This is a genomic window from Paenibacillus psychroresistens, from assembly GCF_009728935.1.
GTDB lineage: Bacteria > Bacillota > Bacilli > Paenibacillales > NBRC-103111 > Paenibacillus_AC > Paenibacillus_AC psychroresistens.
Genome location: NZ_CP034235.1, coordinates 2,236,804 through 2,254,332, shown reverse-complemented (window position 1 = coordinate 2,254,332; position 17,529 = coordinate 2,236,804). Strand labels below are relative to the sequence as shown.

The window sequence follows — 17,529 nt, the reverse complement described above, 5'->3', positions numbered from 1 at the left end:
TCTAATTTATATTAATGCAATGACTTGTGAGAATCTATCTACCGTCTCTCGCAACTCTCTTGTGCCTGTTAATCCAATAATAAATATGATAAACTCATCAGCATCATCATTAATTGTAAGAACCAATTCTCCTGCCATTCTGTGTTCTACGCTGCAATGTAATACGCGGTTTTTAATAGACCAATCTGTAATGAGTACGGGCACATTAGCTCGAATGTAGGGTTCACCATTTTTATCCACAATAAGATGACTTCCCGAATCAACCGTATAGCGATCGCTCCCCAATGGAAAATTGTTTAAGCCGCCCAATACTCCCGAAAGATTGCCAAAACGGTATCCCCCCCATGCACTAGCACTTATAAATTCTTCTGTATAGACATATCCTAGCAATCCACCCCAGGTTTGCATATGTGTGCAGGTTCCTTCACCGGTAATGGCATGATAATTCTCACGTATTTGACTATGGAGCTTCCACTCTTTCATAAAAATAGTATTGCTCTTCTCAGCAAAAGCAAAAGCAGCGTCATGAAATTTGTAGTTTTTAATGCCCTCATAGACCAGATAGTTCATAGGTCCCCAGATGTAACCTCGCCAATAATCTTGTTCTAGATAAGCTGGATCGTCTTTGGGTACACTCGGGATTACAAATTCTCCCCAAAACCTATTTTCATTCAACAGATGTTCATTCATCATTCTCTGCGCTTGTTCAGGTGTGGCAATTCCAGCAAGCATCGGATAGAAGCAGGTTGGCGAAACACGCTCGTTGAACGCTCCTTTCCAGTCTTTATTCATATAAATCCCTTTTTCTTCATTCCACAGTTCAAAGTTAACAAGTGTTTTCACTCTCTCATATTCAACCGCGAGTGAAATCGCAAAGGTTTGTTTACCTAATAGCTCAGCAATTTTTGACAATGCCCGACAATCCAAGGCATAGAGAGAATTTAGCCCGACATCGGACAGCTCCATTGTATGACTGGCTTTATTATAGATGACCTCATCATACATCGGACTGTTGTCCAATCCCGATTCCCATTTGGCTGCCGTAAGATCATCCACTTGCTCGACTCCTGCAATAAATGTATTCTCTGGTGTATCTGGATAAGGATCGGAGCCCCATTCTAGCAAACCGTCTTGATTCCCGTCTCTATTCACTGTCCACCACTGGTTCCACTTTAGCAGCGCTTCAAAGGTTTGCTCTAATAATACAATATCGCCAAATTGCTCATACAATTTCAGCACACAAAATGCGCCAACCGGCGGCTGTGAACGATCTTCGGAATTACGCAGCTCACCACTGAAATTAGGAATCATTCCACGGCTGGATACTTCCTGAAGAATACTGTAAATCTGCTGATAGGCTAGTTTTTTATCTTGAATGCCGCATAATAAGCTGCTAAGAAAGGTATCCCAGCAGAATAATACATACGAACCAAACATGACCCATTCCCCCATCTTGCCAAGACACCAGGTTCTAGCCACTGGAGTTACAAGTCTATCCTTCACACGATCATAAACCGTATTCCAGAGCATACCTTTCATAATGGCTTCCGGAACTTCGTTTAAAGCATTCTGTCCTTTAACTGCATCATTTAGAGAAATCCCCTTATTCTTAGCAAGCACGCTTTCCATTTCGGGAATAGTCATAGTTGAATTGCACTGAATATAAATGGGTTTATCTGCATGCAGCGTTATGCCTAAATGTGATCCATTCACCAACGTGCTTTCATCAATCTCGCCAACTACTTGTATCGCATATTTACGCTTATCGGATTGCAGAATCAGGTGATGGCCTTCCTTGGCGATACTGCAATTTCCTTTCCCACCCCAACGAAACAATCCGCTTATATAGAATTTAAGATGAGAGTTTAATGGGCTTCCCTGAGGTGAAACCTTATAGACAAATTGATCCCCATTACTGGCAGATTCCAGTTTATAAACACTTCCTTGAAACTTTATTTCAATTTCTGAATATCGCCCATATAAATCATGCATTCCATATTTAGTAATCTCTGTTGCGAAGAATTCATCTTTATATAGCTTTCGCTGATTGTCATAGAACCCGACACGTACTTGTGCCAGATCAGACATTCGCATAACGGCATTCACATGTCTAACATCCCAAGTATTCCAACAATTCAATAAGCTGAGGTCGGTCATCATTGAACCTCCAATGCAACAACGAGAACTTCCCCGTTTTCTTGCTGGAATTCATGTCTTTTGCCATTTAAATAAATAATGAACCGTTGGGCATCTCCCGATGAAATTTCCAACACACCATTTTGCCGGAATTCCATATGAAATTCTAAGCAAGCTCCCTCTTCGTACAAGCTTGTAATGCGAACAACAATATCGGTCTGAATATAAGGCTTGTCATTGCGAATAATGAGCAGTCCCGTTTCTTTAACTACCTTATAGATATCCTTGCCAAATGTTATTCCTGCTAGAGAAGCATGTTCCTCGCTTAAGTTGCCAAAACGCAGCCCTCCCCATGGCTGTGCTTCGACTAATTCTTCAACTGCCAGATAAGGCAGCAGCCCTCCCCAGGTATAAACTGGATCTGCGTTTAACACATCATCTCCATCACCAGTCAAAGCGTTGTAATTTTCATGAATATGATTGTCTTTCTTCCATTCCCCTAAGAACAGCCTCAAGCTTTTCTGGGCAATTTCATAAGCTAGATCGTAGTAGCCATATCTTTTTAATCCTTCTGAGACGAGGAAATTGGTGGGTCCCCAGATTCTTCCGCGCCAGTAATCATTGTCTTCAAAAGCCGGATGACTCTTCATTACAGTGGGTAATACTAGCTCGCCCCAGAATTCATTTTCATTTAACAAATGCTCCTTGATCATTCTTTCCGCCTGTGCTTGAGAGGCAATTCCAGCAATTAACGGATAGAAAGAAGTCGGAGTTAAAACCTCACTAAAGTGTCCATCCCAATGCTTGTTGCAATAAATGCCCAAGCTTTCATTCCAGAGCTCATCATTAATTCGCGCTTTAACCGCTGCATACTCAGCTAATAATTCCTTCGCTTCTTGATCTCTGCCTATTTCTCGGGCTATTTCGGCAAGTGCCCAACAATCCATTGCATACAGCGAGCTCAATCCAATGTCCGTTATATTCAGTGTTTTTCCTTCGGGTATAAAGCTCACATCGTCATACATGGGGCTATTATCTAGACCTGATTCCATCTTAGCAGCAACCTCAAAGGTTTCTCCGAGAATCTTACCCGCATTCTCAACAAAGGGCCGGTTGGAGCCCCATTCCAGCAAGCCGTCTCCGTTTCCATCACGGTTATTAATCCACCAACGATTCCATAGCAGCATTTTATCAAAAACATTATTCAATAGTTCTTTCTCCTGAAATTGCTTATAAATTTTTAGTATACAATAAGAACCGACAGGAGGATTTGAACGGTCAAATCGTGTTAACACCTGTGATCCATATTGCGGAGCAAAATCTGCTTGAAACTCTTCAAGCACACTATATACCTGTCTATAGGCTAGCTCCTTGCTCTGAAGCGCAGCCAATAATCCACCCAAGAAAGTATCCCACGCAAATAAGACATAACCGCCAAAATGAGTCATGTTCTTCATTACACACCACTCACGGGTTACCGGTGTACAAAACCGCTGTTTGGTTGGTTCATAAATCGTATTCCAGGTCATTCCTTTAATAATGGCTTGTGGCGCATCCTCGAGGATCCCTCCTCCAGAAATGGATTCACATAACCAAGCTGCCTTTTTCTGCGCAAGAAACGAATCCATCTCAGTGGCTGACAAGTCATGATTGCAGCGAATGTAGATGGATGTACCGCATTCTAGTAAAATCCCCTGCTGCGAAGTATTAAAAACAGTAGTTTTATCAATTTCACCGACAACTGTAATTTGATAGCTTTGCTCGCCAGCAGTCATCAGTATAGATTCATCGGTACAAACAATTTGGCCCTTGGCATGCCAGCGAAATAAGCCACAAATGAAGAATTTAATGCGAGGCAGTAGTTGATTAGGTGTAATTTTGTAGACAAATGTATTATCAATTGCCGCAAATTCCATGCGATAAATCAAATCCTCATATTTAAGCTCCATATCAAAATACGATCCATCGATACTATGCTCACCAAAGCGATGCACATATTTCCAAAGCATCTGATCGATGTATTGTTTTCTTTTATTATCATAAAGCGCTATTCGAATTTCCATCATTTCTGGAACCTTCATAACTGCATTTAAACATTCGACGTCCCACGTGCTCCAGGTTTTGATTTGCTCCATATCCAGCTCTCCTTGTGTATACTAGTTAATCATCACAGATTAAATAGTATATCTCGGCAAGCTGCAAAACTACTGCTAAATGCAACGAAAAATGGCAATAATCAAAGATTACAATTCATATGCATCACTTTGCCTCTTTTACTGCTGGGATGGTAATCCTTACACAAGTTCCTATCCCCAATCGACTGAACAGCTGGACGCCATAATTGGGACCATATTGCAGCTTAATCCTTTCATCCACATTCCGTATACCATAACCGACATGGATGCCATCCCGAGTAAATATTTGATCAATCGTTTGTTGGTTCATTCCAATCCCGTCATCGATAATTTTAAACTCAATTGCAGCTCCAACTAAGCAAGCTGTAATCCTCAGATTAATGCTATGACTAAAAAGCGCATGCTCCAGAGCATTCTCAACAAATGGCTGTAAGATCAGCTTTACCGTATCGAAACCAAAAACATCCGTTTGAAACTCATATCCCACATGGAGTCTATCTCTATATTTAATTTGTTGAATATCTATATATGTCTTAACTTGCTCTAACTCCTTATTTACAGAAATAATCAACCGCCCGTCATTTAAAGTAAGTCGATAAAATTTAGCTAGTCCCATTACCATTTCGTGGAGCTTATCGATCTCACCAAATTTAGCCAGCCTGCTTATTGAGGAAAGTGTATTGTATAAAAAATGAGGATTAATCTGAGCTTGCAAGGATTCCAACTCGGCTTCTTTCTTCAGGATGTTGGCTAAATAAACCTCTTTGATTAATTCATCCGTATTTTCACCCATCTTATTAAAAGCGTCAGCAATTTGCGTAAACTCATCATTTCCAGAAAAAAATAGCCTTTTATGAAAATCGCCTTCTTTAAATGCATTGAGTGAAGTAACAATCTTGCGAACCCGTTTGGAGAAGTAATTCGATACCAACATCCCAATAATGAATAAAATGAACGAACTAATCAAACAGACCAAAATGGTCAAATTGCGGACTTTTTTGGCGCTTTTCTCAAGTAATGAATTGGGGATAAGGGCTACTAGCTTCCAATTCAAGCCTGGTAATGATTCACTAATCATTAAGTGATCGCTTATGCCAACCTCATTTTCGAATGATTTAGGAGAATTGCTTCCTGAGGCTTTTATTGTTCTCCCCTCCCCATCCAACAGAAAGATCTTGCTGGATTCACCAATTTTACGATAATCCACCGCATCTATTAGATCAGAAAGCCTAACAATCGTCCTAGTCAATCCAATTTGTTTCTTCTGATTGATATCCATAAGTCTGCGAATTAATGAGATATTATGAAACTCCTCGTCATTCTCAACCTGCTGCCAAACAAACTCTGTTCCACGATAGCTTTCTTCTGGTAGTTTCAGGTTCTTAAACCAAGCTTCATTTTTTAGACGATCCATATGTAAAATCTCATAATCCACAAATCTCAAAGGGTCAAACTGAGGGTTCTGATCATTATAAATTTCAGGAATGACTTTATTATCAATATATACTTTAAGCAATACAGGAATATTAGACATATGTACGGCATTAGAAAGTGTCGGCATCAGATACTCTTTCATTAATTCATAACCGATCCATCCATTCTCAAAATAGCGCAATAAGCCTTGAATCTTATTATCGAAGTAAATTTGGTCAGAAATCCGCTTCTCTCCTTCAGACCTATACTGAATATTATCGCGTATTTGTCCCAGTGTCCCTTGCAGGTTCTCCCTGGTTTGCTCCCTAATTGAATTAATCGAAGAATCATAGGCTGCCCAGCCTACAACAATAACGGGAATAAGCACGAACAAAAAATAGGAAAACATCAGCTTAAATCCATAAGGTAAAAAATATTTTCTTGTTGTATCTTGCTTCATTATTATCATCCTCAACTTTGCTTGCGATAATCACCCGGGGTAATGCCGTATTTCTCCCTGAATTGCCTGCTGAAATAGGTTAAGCTCTTATAACCCACCTGATCCGCGATCTCATAAACCTTTAATTTAGGATTTCGCAGTAGCTCTGCTGCCTTCTCAAGTCTTATTTTAATTACATAGTCACTGAAATACTCCTCATTCTCTTCTTTAAAGAGATGCCCCAAATAATTGGGTGAAAAAGCGAAAAAGTTAGCGACATCGCGAAGTGTGAGATTAGTACTCATATGCTTCTGAACATATTGCTCAATTTCATCAATTAGCTTACGGTTTTTCCGTTGTTTTTTCAGTAAGAGCATTTCAGAAATTTCGAACAATCTGCGTCGCAGCCAGGATTTAATGTCATCCATGGTTTCAAAGCGGTAGAGAATATCCAAGCTCTTGAGCTCAATCCCTAGAATACTCTTCAGATTTTCATTCATACTGGAAAGAAAAGAATCCAGTTTCGTAATTATATGAAGCGTTACATTGTAAACTGTCATTTTTTTGCCATAGTTTTTTACTTGCTTATACAGATCCTCTAAACAATCATCTATTTGGACAAGATCATAGTTTGTAATCGCAATGAATAGCGTTTGCAGAAAATCGTCTACGTTCTGAATATCCTGCTGCTCATAGGACTTTGTATCCTCAAAGGTAATGATGCCGTTTTTACCGCAAAAGATTTTATAAGATAAAACCTCCTTAGCCGTGCGGTAGGATTCCGGAAGCTGTTCAAAACTGGTTACCTGCCCTAAGCTTGCTGTTGTTGTAAATAAGGAATATTTGCTCATATAATTCAGGATCCGTTCCAGCTTAGCTCTTGGATCATCTCCTTCTATAATTAGAGCCATACGTGATATATCCGTTTGACAATGCAGACTGATTCCTTCTGCTTTACAGCCAGCAGATAGCACAGCTAATGCTTTATTGACTATCATTTCCTGCTCATCTTCAGACTGACCCTCCAGCTTCCATGAAACATCATCCAACTCCAGCAAGCCAAGCTGATAGGTTCCCACGGTAATAGATGGTTGCGTTTGTTTAATCCAGCTTAGAAACCCCTCGCCCCCGCTTTTCCCTTCGATCCATTGATGCATCATTTCATCATAAGCTAGGTTCATGTGCTGCTTCTGCACGTTCTCCATTCGTTCCCACTCTAGTTCATGATGCAAAGAATCTCTAACATCACTAAGCACTTGGATCATTTCGTCATCGTTAAACGGCTTTAGCACATAACCGCTGGCATTTAACTGAATGGCCTTCTTGGCATAATGAAAGTCTTCATAGCCACTAACAAACACTATTCTTAGCTTTGGGTACATCTCCAATGCTCGGCTTGCCAATTCTAAGCCAGACATTATTGGCATCTTAATATCAGATACTAGAATATCGATTGGATATTCTTTTAAATAATCCAGCGCTTCAAATCCACTATTTAAGGATGCAACAATCTTCATATTTAAAGAATCCCAAGGTAGGAGACGCTCCATCCCTTCAAGATCCAGCATCTCATCATCAACCAATAATACTTTAAACATAATTCCCTTCTCCTTCCAGCTAAGTTAAAAAGGGCATACTTATTTGAAAGTATACCCTTTTTATTGTAGTCTTGTTTGACGTATTTATTGAACTTTTACTTTCGCTACGTTTTCTAGCCATTTTGTTGTTTTGAATAGCAATAGCTTGTCATACCCCTGGCTTACTGCTGAGTCGTTAGCTTCTTTTAGAATGGAATCTACTTCAGCATCGTTTTTCGCATAAATAGCTTTAGCCGTTGCCTTAGTAATAATATCCTGCAAGGCTGTTGCTGCGATACCCTCGGGTGAATCCGGGGATGGTGCTAAATTAGTAAATTCGGTCGTATTCAGCGAGGTTTTCCACATGACATTAAGCTGCTGAGTTGTAGACCAGCTGCGTTGATCCTCTGGAAGGGCACTGTCAATTTTCGCTTTTGTACCATCAAGGAATGCTGTGTTGCCTGCCCAGTCAAAGGATCCAAAATGCTCCTTATCCTTATCAGCCTGCGGTGTAGAGGTCCATTTGGCATTTGGAATCGGTGCTCCATCTGCATCTAACGTGTCCCAATATTGCCCTTTAGGACCAAAGTTCGTAACTGTTTGCCCTTCATTGCCTGTCAACCAATCCAGATAGGCAAATATCGCTTCGGGATTCTTAGCTCCTTTAGTGATGACATTGACATTCCAGCCTTGTGAAGCAAAGCTGTTAGGGAATACTTTGTCTTTAGAGACGCCATCTTTATGAATCGGCCAGATCGCCATATAGCCATCCTCTGGATCTTTTTGCTTAAGGAAATTATGAGCTTCAAGTACTTTAGAGTTCAAAGCATCCCCTGAAACGAACACAGCCACACGACCATTTTTAAGTTTTTCATACACCTGGTCACTTTTTTGTGTAAACGCATCCTGTGTTATTAATTTATCCCGGAAAAGCTGACTGGCATATTTCAATGTAGTGTTAAAAGTAGGGTCTAGGAATAAAGAGGTTAGTTTATCGTCTCTTGGAACTGCCTTCTCATTAATAAAGGTAATCGGATAGTTTTCCTCGAATCCAGTTGCAAATAAATAAACTCCGCCTGCATTAACATCAACTTCTAGTGGAACAATTTTTGGATATTTGGCTTTAACCATTTTCAGATAGCTTGCAAGCTCTTCAAAGGTTTCCAGCTTAGGGGAACCTAAAGCTTTGTAAATTTTAGTATTTATGACATATCCGGCATTGCCATTCGGTTTTTGTGTATAGTAATTAGGGAAGGTATACAGCTTGCCATCCTCAGAGCGAAGCATGTTGAGTGTTGATTCCCCAGCGTATTTCTTTAAATTCGGATATTTATCCAAGTATGGATCAAGTGCAACCAGCTTATCTGCCTTAACCAGCTTTTCCACGTCCGGACCACGATCGAGCAAAATAACATCAGGCAATTCATTCACCGCTATCATTGTACTAAGCTTCTGTACAGCAGCACCGCCTGACTGAATAGGTGTGACGGTCACCTTCAAATTATCCTGAATCCATTTGGAAGGTGAATCTCCACCCCATTGGTTCGTAACCCACCAATCATAATTCCCATAGAAGCTAAAGCTTAGTGGTTCAGACCCCAAAGTGAATTGCGCGGGAGCTGTCGGTGCTGGCTCTGCGCTCGGAGCGGTCGTTTCTACTGCCGCCATGCTGGCAGCTGGTGTCGCTGATACAACTGTTGCCACTTCCTTTTTAGTACATGCCGTTAAGAAAAGACTCATTACCAAAACCAAAGCAAGTGAAAGTTGAAGCATTTTGTGCTTTTTCATTTAACCTTTCCCCTCTCAATCCTATTATATGTTAAGCCCTTAGGCATCAACAACAAAACTATGCAACCTTTCAAACATAAGCACTAGCCTTTAAGTGAACCAACCGTAACCCCTTTAACAAAGAATCTTTGGAGGAATGGATAAACCACGATAATGGGAAGTGTCGCTACAATCATAATTGCCATGCTAAGTGATTTAGTTGAGATCGTCTGCGCATTGTTAAATTGATTCATCGCGGCAGCGTTGCCACCTGTGGCTTGTTGAAGCACTTCGCGGGCTAAATTCGAATTCAATACCTGCTGCAGTAAGCTTTGAATGGGCATCAAGCCTTGTTTGTTGATATAAATCGTAGCTGTGAGCCAATCATTCCAATGGAATACGGCAACAAACAGGGACAATGTAGCAATAACAGGACCAGAAATCGGGACAATAATTCGGAATAAAACGCCAAAGTTGCTGCAGCCATCCAGCTTAGCCGACTCTTCCAATCCATCCGGTATTTCTCGGAAGAAGGAGCGGAAAATAATCATATTCCATATATTAATGATGAACGGAATGATCATAATCCAGAAGCTGTTCGTTAAGCCAAGCGAGCGATTAATTACAAATGAAGGAATCAAGCCTCCAGAGAAAAACATCGTGAAAATGAAAAACAGCATATAAAATTTATAAAACGCAACACCCTTTTTAGATAATCCATAGCCCAGCATCCCTGTAAAAAAGATCGATAGCGAGGTTCCTGCCAGTGTGCGAAGCACGGAAATTCCAAATGAATTCAATAGACGGTCATCTGCAAAAACCACTCTGTAATTATCCAAGGTGAACTGCCTAGGCCAGAACGTAATACCGCCTAAGGATGTATCCAATCCGGAATTAAACGAGATCACCAATGAATTCCAGAAGGGATATGCTGCTGCAAAACCGAGCAGCAGTAGAAATATATAAATAAAAGTGCGGAGGATTTTATCCTCAGTGCTTAATTTCAACTGCCTTCACCTCTTTGCTTTTATAATGAACTACCAAAGACTATGACCAAATCTACGGGCAAGAGCATTGGCTGTGGTTAGTAACCCTACGCTGAGTACTGCTTTAAACAAGCCCACTGCAGTTGCATAAGAATATCTCGAGGTTTGAATGCCGACTCTATATACATAAGTATCGATAACCTCTGATACATCACGAACAATTGGATTAGTGCTTAGCAGATAAAGATCATCAAATCCGGCATTCAACACATTGCCAATACTGAGAATCAGAAATATCATAATTATTGGCATGAGCGATGGAAGTGTAATTGTGAATATTTGCTTGAAACGGCTTGCACCGTCAATCGCTGCGGATTCATACAAATGCGGATCAATTCCTGCGATTGCTGCCAAATATACGATGGAGGAGAATCCGATATCCTTCCATAAATTCGTTCCAATAATGATTGCCCAGAAATATTCAGGGACTGAAAGCCAATTAATCGGTTCACCCGTAATATTGAGCTTCTGCAAGAGGATATTGACACTTCCGTTATCAACCGACAGCATAGAGCCAACGAAACCTGCGACTATGACCCAGGATAGAAAATGCGGCAAATAGCTGATCGTTTGAAACACCCTTTTGAAGAAGATGGACTGTACTTCATTAAGAACAAGTGCTAGAAAAATCGGCGCAGGAAAGATCACAATTAATTTCAGCAAACTTATACAAATTGTATTTCTCATAATTCGCCAGAAATCCGGTGAGTGGAAAAACATCGCAAAATGCTTAGTTCCCACCCAAGGACTATGCAGCATTCCTTTAAACAAGTCATAATCCATAAATGCCGTCAGCACACCATACATAGGTAAATAGGAAAATATTAAAACGAGCAAAAACCCTGGAATAATCATCAGCTGGATATCCCATTGTGTGATTGCCCTCCGCATTAGGGACATTTTTCTAGCTTGTCTTTTATCCGGCTGTGTCACTGTCTCCGTTTGCATTGGCATCCCCTACTGTCCTTTTTTTAAATATCAGATAGTATATAATTCCATACTTTTGACTGATATTTCTTGGCAAACGCACCGTCCTTAAAGGACGGCCTAGCCGTTTACCCTTGTATCTTAATCTTACAGAAATTACTCCGTACCCAACAACCAATCCACGCAACGAAAAGTGTAAAAATTCAACTATTTTCAGCGAGGACACCAAAACAAAGTCAAAAAAACCGCTCCTTATCCATCACTGGAAAAGAACGGCTTATTAACTATTTGATTATTCTAAGTGTAATTTTAATTTTCCCAGCGTCCAATATCTGGGGCTGAACCATTGTAAGGCAAACCTACGTTCAACCCTTTATCCACAGCAAAGCTGCTTGCAGTGCTAGGTTTATAGAATGTATCCCATCTGCTTCCCGTGTTTAGATAACCCGGATTTCCGAGGATATTGTTGGCTTGAGTTGTCGCACCATTAATAACCCAAGGCTTGCTGACAGCATTATATTTCAGGTTATTCTTGAATACGATATTGCTGCCTACAGCCTCAAGATCAGATACACCCACATTCAGAAATGCATTATTTATGACATTCACGCCACTAATATTGCTTCCTGTTACTTTCACAGCATTCATGTAGGTATCGAACACATTATTATAGATATTAATATTAGTGAAGCTCCAGGTTCTGCTGTTGTCGATATAGATTGCGCCAGCACCAGCCCAATTGCTATGCTCTGTAGTGTTGTAGAATATATTGTTATGAATGCTTATATTCTTATGTCCCATATCCCACAATGCCATGCCAAAGCCCTTATTCTGAAAATAGCTATCATAAACTTCGATGCCTGGCGCAGCAATTTCAATCGCTTCCTTAGCACTATCTCCATCCAAATCTATCATTCTAACTCCGTGCACCTTCATATTCTCCGTACCGACCGGTGCATCAAAAATGCCTGGATGATTGACCAAGGATAACCAAGTATTGCAATTGACGTTGTATATTTCATTTCCGGTCCCCAGATTCCAAAGCTCAATAGAAATATTCTCGCCCCACATCGGATCGGATTCACTGACCGTAATCGTACTATCGTGTATTTTTACATTTTTTAAATAACCATCGTAAATAAACTTAATTCCATATCCTCCTTGGTTGTCATTAATCGTAATGTTGTAAATGTCAGCCCCATCAAGCTGAGCAATATTCAGATTGCCAATAGACTCATCTCCAAGGTTTTTTCCCGAATTAATAAACGTACAATTGTAAATTTTTGTACCTGTCATATAATAAGCCGGATAAACAAACCAATCTTTATCTCCTGGACCAAACACGGCTCCACGCTGATCCAAGTTTTTAAACGTCACATGATGCAGAGTTACGTTATTACGGTTTTCTACCCAAACACCAGCTTTTAATGATTTGCTGTTGCCATCAATAGTAAAGCCAGTAATGGTTTGATTGCCATTAGCTGGTGCAATTACCGCACTGGTCGGATCGCGAAATACGGTGTAATGAGGAGAAATAAGCTGGATCAAGCTGCCGTCATACCATAGCTTATAGTCAGCAGCACTTGGATTGATGCCTGGCGCAAGCGTTACACCACTGGATGAGAGGATTGTATTGGCTTCGCCCGCCCCTTGAATATTAACGCCAAGCGGAATAAGCGCTGGCTTCGTTTCAACAAACGTCCCTGCAGTGAGATAAATTGTACTGCCTACACCTGCCGGAACATGTGCCGCAGCATAAGCTAACGTCTTCCATGGATTTCCTGATGCCCCCGTACCTGAGCTGTCATTCCCGCTAGGCGAAACATAATAGGTTGACCCAGGAGGTGGAGTTGGAGTTGGCGACGGTGTAGGCGTTGGTGTTGGTGCTGCACCTGTCGTGAATGAAATACCTGCATTCCCAGCTAATCGGGATCCAGTTGCATTCGTTGCTGTAACTTTCCAGTAATACAATGTATTAGCAGCTAAAGCTGTGGTTGGCGTATAGCTTGTTCCAGTTAGAGAGCTAACATTGATCGCAGGACTTGTATAGCTGCTGTTCGTTGATACAACTAATGTATAGCTTGCTGCTGCGGTCGAAGCACCCCATGTGAAACTAGGTTTTACATTGGCATTCGTTGCACCGTTTACTGGAGCTGATTGACTGAATGTCCCTGGTGTTGGCACAGGTGTCGGTGATGGAGTAGGATCTGCCTGCAAAAGGATATAATCTAGATTCGCAACATCGCTAGAGGACGAATTGCTTTTAAATGAGATTGTGTTGACTCCGTTATTCAAGCTTACATTCTCCAGCTTATCCGCCCATGTATACCAATTGCCTGTGGCGGGCAGGTTAAGCGCCTTAATAACAGTTCCATTTATGATTAAATTAAGTGAGGTAACCGTACTATTCCCTGCTGCATAACGGAGGGTTAAATTACGGTTTCCGGCTGAAGCGACATTAACAGTAAAATCTGTACGAGCATTTGCGTTGAATTGATAGCCTTCGACATAACCAGTCCCGGAATTGCCTGGGTAGCCAGAGGTTGCAATAGTTCCACCGGATAAGCTGGCATTCTCAGCTTCATATTTGGTTGTACCCACCGGAGGAGGTGTTGGTGTTGCCGTAGGAGTTGGTGTAGGTGTTGGTGTGGGAGTTGCCGTGGGTGTGGGAGTCGGTGCTGCGCCTGTTGTGAATGATATACCCGCATTGCTCGCTATTTTTGAACTGTTAGCATTCGTTGCCGTTACTTTCCAATAATATAGGGTGTTAGCAGCCAAAGCGGTGCTTGGAGTATAACTAGCTGTCGCCAGATTGCTTACGTTAATAGATGGACTCGTATAGCTGCTATTGGTCGAAACAATCAACGCATAACTTACAGCGCCTGTTGATGTTCCCCATGTAAAGCTAGGTTTAACATTGACATTGGTTGCTCCGCTAGCCGGTGTAGTTTGACTGAATGCTGCTGGTGTTGGAGCCGGTGTCGGGGTTGGTGTCGGGGGCGGGGTCGGGGTTGGAGTAGCGCTGCCAGTGAATTTAAACCAATCTAAATTCCCTACTCCTTCAACCAAACCATTGGCCCCTTTAAATACTAGATAAAGATTATGAGTTCCACTTGCTCCAGTAACTGTGGTGCTCTGGGTAGTAAAGGTATTCCAGCCTCCTGTGCTCTGTACTGTCAAAGTACCAATTAAAGTACCTGTTGTACTGTCTAGACGAAGCTCGATTTTTTGCCCTGCATATGCTGCATCCACAGCTATATTCGCACTGAAACCAGTAGTTCCTGCCGCAAAAGGAACGTTGTTGTATTGCGCCCAATCGTTATTATCCAAGCTGCCTACGAAAGTGCTGTTATTGGCTATGCCTGACATCCCATTATAGCTCTCAGCCTCAATCGTGTTACCATCGGCACTGGCCTGTTGGACTCGAGCACTCCCTATAAGTAAAGTAAATACCATTACAAAAGCCATGATCATCGAGAAAAATCGCTTAGTATCCATTATTTTCATACTCAAATTCATTGCCACCTTATCTATTGAAAGATACAAGAATAGAGATAGGAAACTTTGATTGAGAGTAGAATAACCGCCTACTTCTACCGCTTAAGAATTAACTTTTGATCTCCATTCAAAAAACTATTCATTAACCATCACCCCCAGTCTTCTATTGTCTCTTCAAATCTTCCTTCTATTCTTGTTCACATTTATTATAAGCTTCACCTTTTTTAACAACTATCGCTAAATTCAACGAAAAGTGTCCAATTTCAACTATCTATTGTCCTACTTAAATATTCTTTATCCCCTGAAAGCTCCATAAGTCGCTTCCCGCTTGGTTTCACCTAGGTAATTCCCCAAAGCTTCGAGCAAGATGCTGCATTGCGCACCGAGTATTCCAGAAATGGAGAGATATGCTCTTCTGCCATCCATAAAGAGGATGCTCCTAGCTCCTGCAACCAAATGGGACGATCTGCATCTAGACTATAAGCTTTAGATAATTCGATGCAGTATTCAGCCAGATGTAAACTGCCTGAGCCTTGCCATCCATATAAATCCAAGGCTTCAGTGAATTTAACCCAGGTATGCAAAGCTGTTGCCGAACCCGCATTGCTTAAAGCCTTGCGAGAAAAGCCCTGATCCGAAAACCATGGATTTGATCAACACCGTTAACATGGAATTTCCCTGGAGCAACCAACTCACAAAAGCTCATCATTTCTGTCTGCCAAAGGTCGCCTTCCTCCATGCTGAAGCGGTCTCCTTTCCAGGTAAGAACATTGATTTCGTTGCCCAGATCGAATCCCATAAATTTCGGATGATCCTTCACTTTATTCGCAATTTGCTGGAATAAAAACTTCTCCGCTTTAATCATTTCACGGTTTGTGAAAAGATTCCTATCTCCCTTCCACGCCGGATAGAATGAAAATCCGCTTAACCATCCATTCAGCACGGTAATCTGAACATCCATCGAGCATTCGTCAGCTATATTCAACAGTTCGTAAAGTCTATTCAGTGCTGTTTCACTAACGTAATCCGGATTAGGCTGAAATATAGGCCATAAACAGTGAATGCGAATATGATCCATTCCCAAGCTGCGGATAGCTTGCAGATCTTCTAGAATACTTTCAGGGTTCCAATCCAACCAACTGTACCACCATTTCTTAGAAGGCACATAGTTAACACCGAATCTTATCATGCTATTCACACTCCAGCTCCTGAGCTCTATTCATCGAAATCTTATACTAATCAACGATAGGAATTTCTAAAGAGAGATAACAGACTCCAACCGTTCCCTTCTTCTTTGATCGCCTCTAGTGCATGCTGCTCCTCCTGATGGCTGGTAACTTCCGCAGAATTAAAGAAAGATTTCGTTTTATCGGGGATCAATTCAGTAAATGGCGCTAAGTTAATCGTCTGCCATTGTTTGCGATTGGATGAGAAGTATCTGAACGGCGGCTCCATTGCAAGCTTGGCACGATCATCTCCACAAATATATTGAATCAGCTGCCAAGCAGCTGCAGATTTTTTAGCGCCAAGAGGGATGCCATATATTTCGTATGCAGTGAAACCTAATGTTTGTTTGGGATTATCGGCCAAGATCGGCAATGAAACGACTCCCCAGTCATTAAATGCTTCTCGATCCCGACGAACGTCCAACAAGTTTCGGAAAAAGTCTGAACCGGCAAAGGTCATTGCAGCGGCACCCTGCATAAATTTATCGTTCCCATGGTCTGAGGCGGAGACAGCTAGTTGGCGAGCTTCGGGTGGCGCTATCGATCCGGAATGATACAAAGAGGCGAAACGATCCAAAAGGGGTATCCACTCATTCATATCGGCATCAGATTCTTCTTTCCATTTGGGAAGTCCCATAGACTCTCCAATGAAACGAATCAATTCTAGGCCGCTTAATCTGGAGTAGGGAGGCTGATAAATTCCATATATTCGTGCCTTATCTGCTTCATGAACCGAGAATTGTGCTACTAGTCGAAACCACTCTTCCCAAGTCATGCCTTCTTTTGGGTAAGCGATACTCTTCGAGTCGAAAATCGATTTGTTATAGAACAGGGCTAAGCTATCGAAGCTTGGAGACAATCCATAGTAACCTCCCCTATTCAATGCTTCCAAGACAGGTGGATAAAAAGCATTCATATCAAACTCGCCTTGTTCAATGTTGGCATCCAAAAGAGTTAGTTTATTATCGGTGGTTAGCTGTTCATACTGGGAGGAATTCATATAAATTAAATCTGGATGCTCATCTGCAATCAGTTGTCGAATGGTTTCTAGATCAAGCTCACCTGATGGATTTTTCTTTACTTTGTCCAGTGAAATTAATTCAATCTGAATATCTGAATGGATGGATTGAAATGGCTCCGAATACATTTTTGTAAAGAACGATTGGGCGCTATACCCGTAGTATCGATTCTGAGATGCTGCAAGCAAAACTTTTACTTTGCCTGAAGATTGAATGAGCTCTTGTGGATCCTTCTGTGAGTCAACTGCGAAGCAACCGCTTAGTAGACCCAGGATGGCTAAAAAAAGAATGCCTTTCAGAATGTGGACTTTTGATGCCACTTTTATTCTCATGCTGGTTTCCCTCC

Annotated in this window: 11 protein-coding genes; all 11 read right to left on the bottom strand. The window is 41.4% G+C overall.

The genetic code is table 11. The features are described from left to right. Window positions 1–6: 6 nt before the first annotated feature. Window positions 7–2,160 carry an MGH1-like glycoside hydrolase domain-containing protein gene (locus EHS13_RS10035; RefSeq protein WP_155700207.1) on the bottom strand — a complete coding sequence of 718 codons (2,154 nt, stop codon included), beginning with the start codon at window positions 2,158–2,160 and terminating at the stop codon, window positions 7–9. Beyond that, entirely contained in the window at window positions 2,157–4,271 is a 2,115-nt protein-coding gene (locus EHS13_RS10030) for an MGH1-like glycoside hydrolase domain-containing protein (protein WP_155700206.1), read from the bottom strand. The genes EHS13_RS10035 and EHS13_RS10030 overlap by 4 nt, the downstream gene beginning before the upstream one ends. Before the next feature lie 124 nt (window positions 4,272–4,395). Continuing rightward, window positions 4,396–6,144 carry a sensor histidine kinase gene (locus EHS13_RS10025; RefSeq protein ID WP_155700205.1) on the bottom strand — a complete coding sequence of 583 codons (1,749 nt, stop codon included), beginning with the start codon at window positions 6,142–6,144 and terminating at the stop codon, window positions 4,396–4,398. 11 nt (window positions 6,145–6,155) lie between these two features. Continuing rightward, a complete protein-coding gene (locus EHS13_RS10020) occupies window positions 6,156–7,721 on the bottom strand; it encodes a response regulator transcription factor (protein WP_155700204.1) in 1,566 nt (521 codons plus the stop codon). An 84-nt stretch (window positions 7,722–7,805) separates the two neighbouring features. Further along, complete coding sequence (locus EHS13_RS10015) at window positions 7,806–9,488, bottom strand: extracellular solute-binding protein (RefSeq protein ID WP_155700203.1); 1,683 nt, start codon at window positions 9,486–9,488, stop codon at window positions 7,806–7,808. An 83-nt stretch (window positions 9,489–9,571) separates the two neighbouring features. Beyond that, window positions 9,572–10,474, bottom strand: coding sequence for a carbohydrate ABC transporter permease (locus EHS13_RS10010; protein WP_155700202.1), 903 nt, complete (start codon window positions 10,472–10,474; stop codon window positions 9,572–9,574). A gap of 30 nt (window positions 10,475–10,504) precedes the next feature. After that, window positions 10,505–11,413, bottom strand: coding sequence for an ABC transporter permease (locus tag EHS13_RS10005; RefSeq protein WP_405083579.1), 909 nt, complete (start codon window positions 11,411–11,413; stop codon window positions 10,505–10,507). 336 nt (window positions 11,414–11,749) lie between these two features. Beyond that, a complete protein-coding gene (locus EHS13_RS10000; protein ID WP_227014009.1) occupies window positions 11,750–14,947 on the bottom strand; it encodes a carbohydrate-binding protein in 3,198 nt (1,065 codons plus the stop codon). A gap of 329 nt (window positions 14,948–15,276) precedes the next feature. Further along, window positions 15,277–15,522, bottom strand: coding sequence for a glycoside hydrolase 5 family protein (locus EHS13_RS09995; RefSeq protein WP_162463045.1), 246 nt, complete (start codon window positions 15,520–15,522; stop codon window positions 15,277–15,279). 23 nt (window positions 15,523–15,545) lie between these two features. After that, entirely contained in the window at window positions 15,546–16,127 is a 582-nt protein-coding gene (locus tag EHS13_RS09990; RefSeq protein ID WP_227014008.1) for a cellulase family glycosylhydrolase, read from the bottom strand. Window positions 16,128–16,177: 50 nt separating this feature from the next. Further along, complete coding sequence (locus tag EHS13_RS09985) at window positions 16,178–17,515, bottom strand: ABC transporter substrate-binding protein (RefSeq protein WP_162463044.1); 1,338 nt, start codon at window positions 17,513–17,515, stop codon at window positions 16,178–16,180. Between the last annotated feature and the right edge of the window lie 14 nt (window positions 17,516–17,529).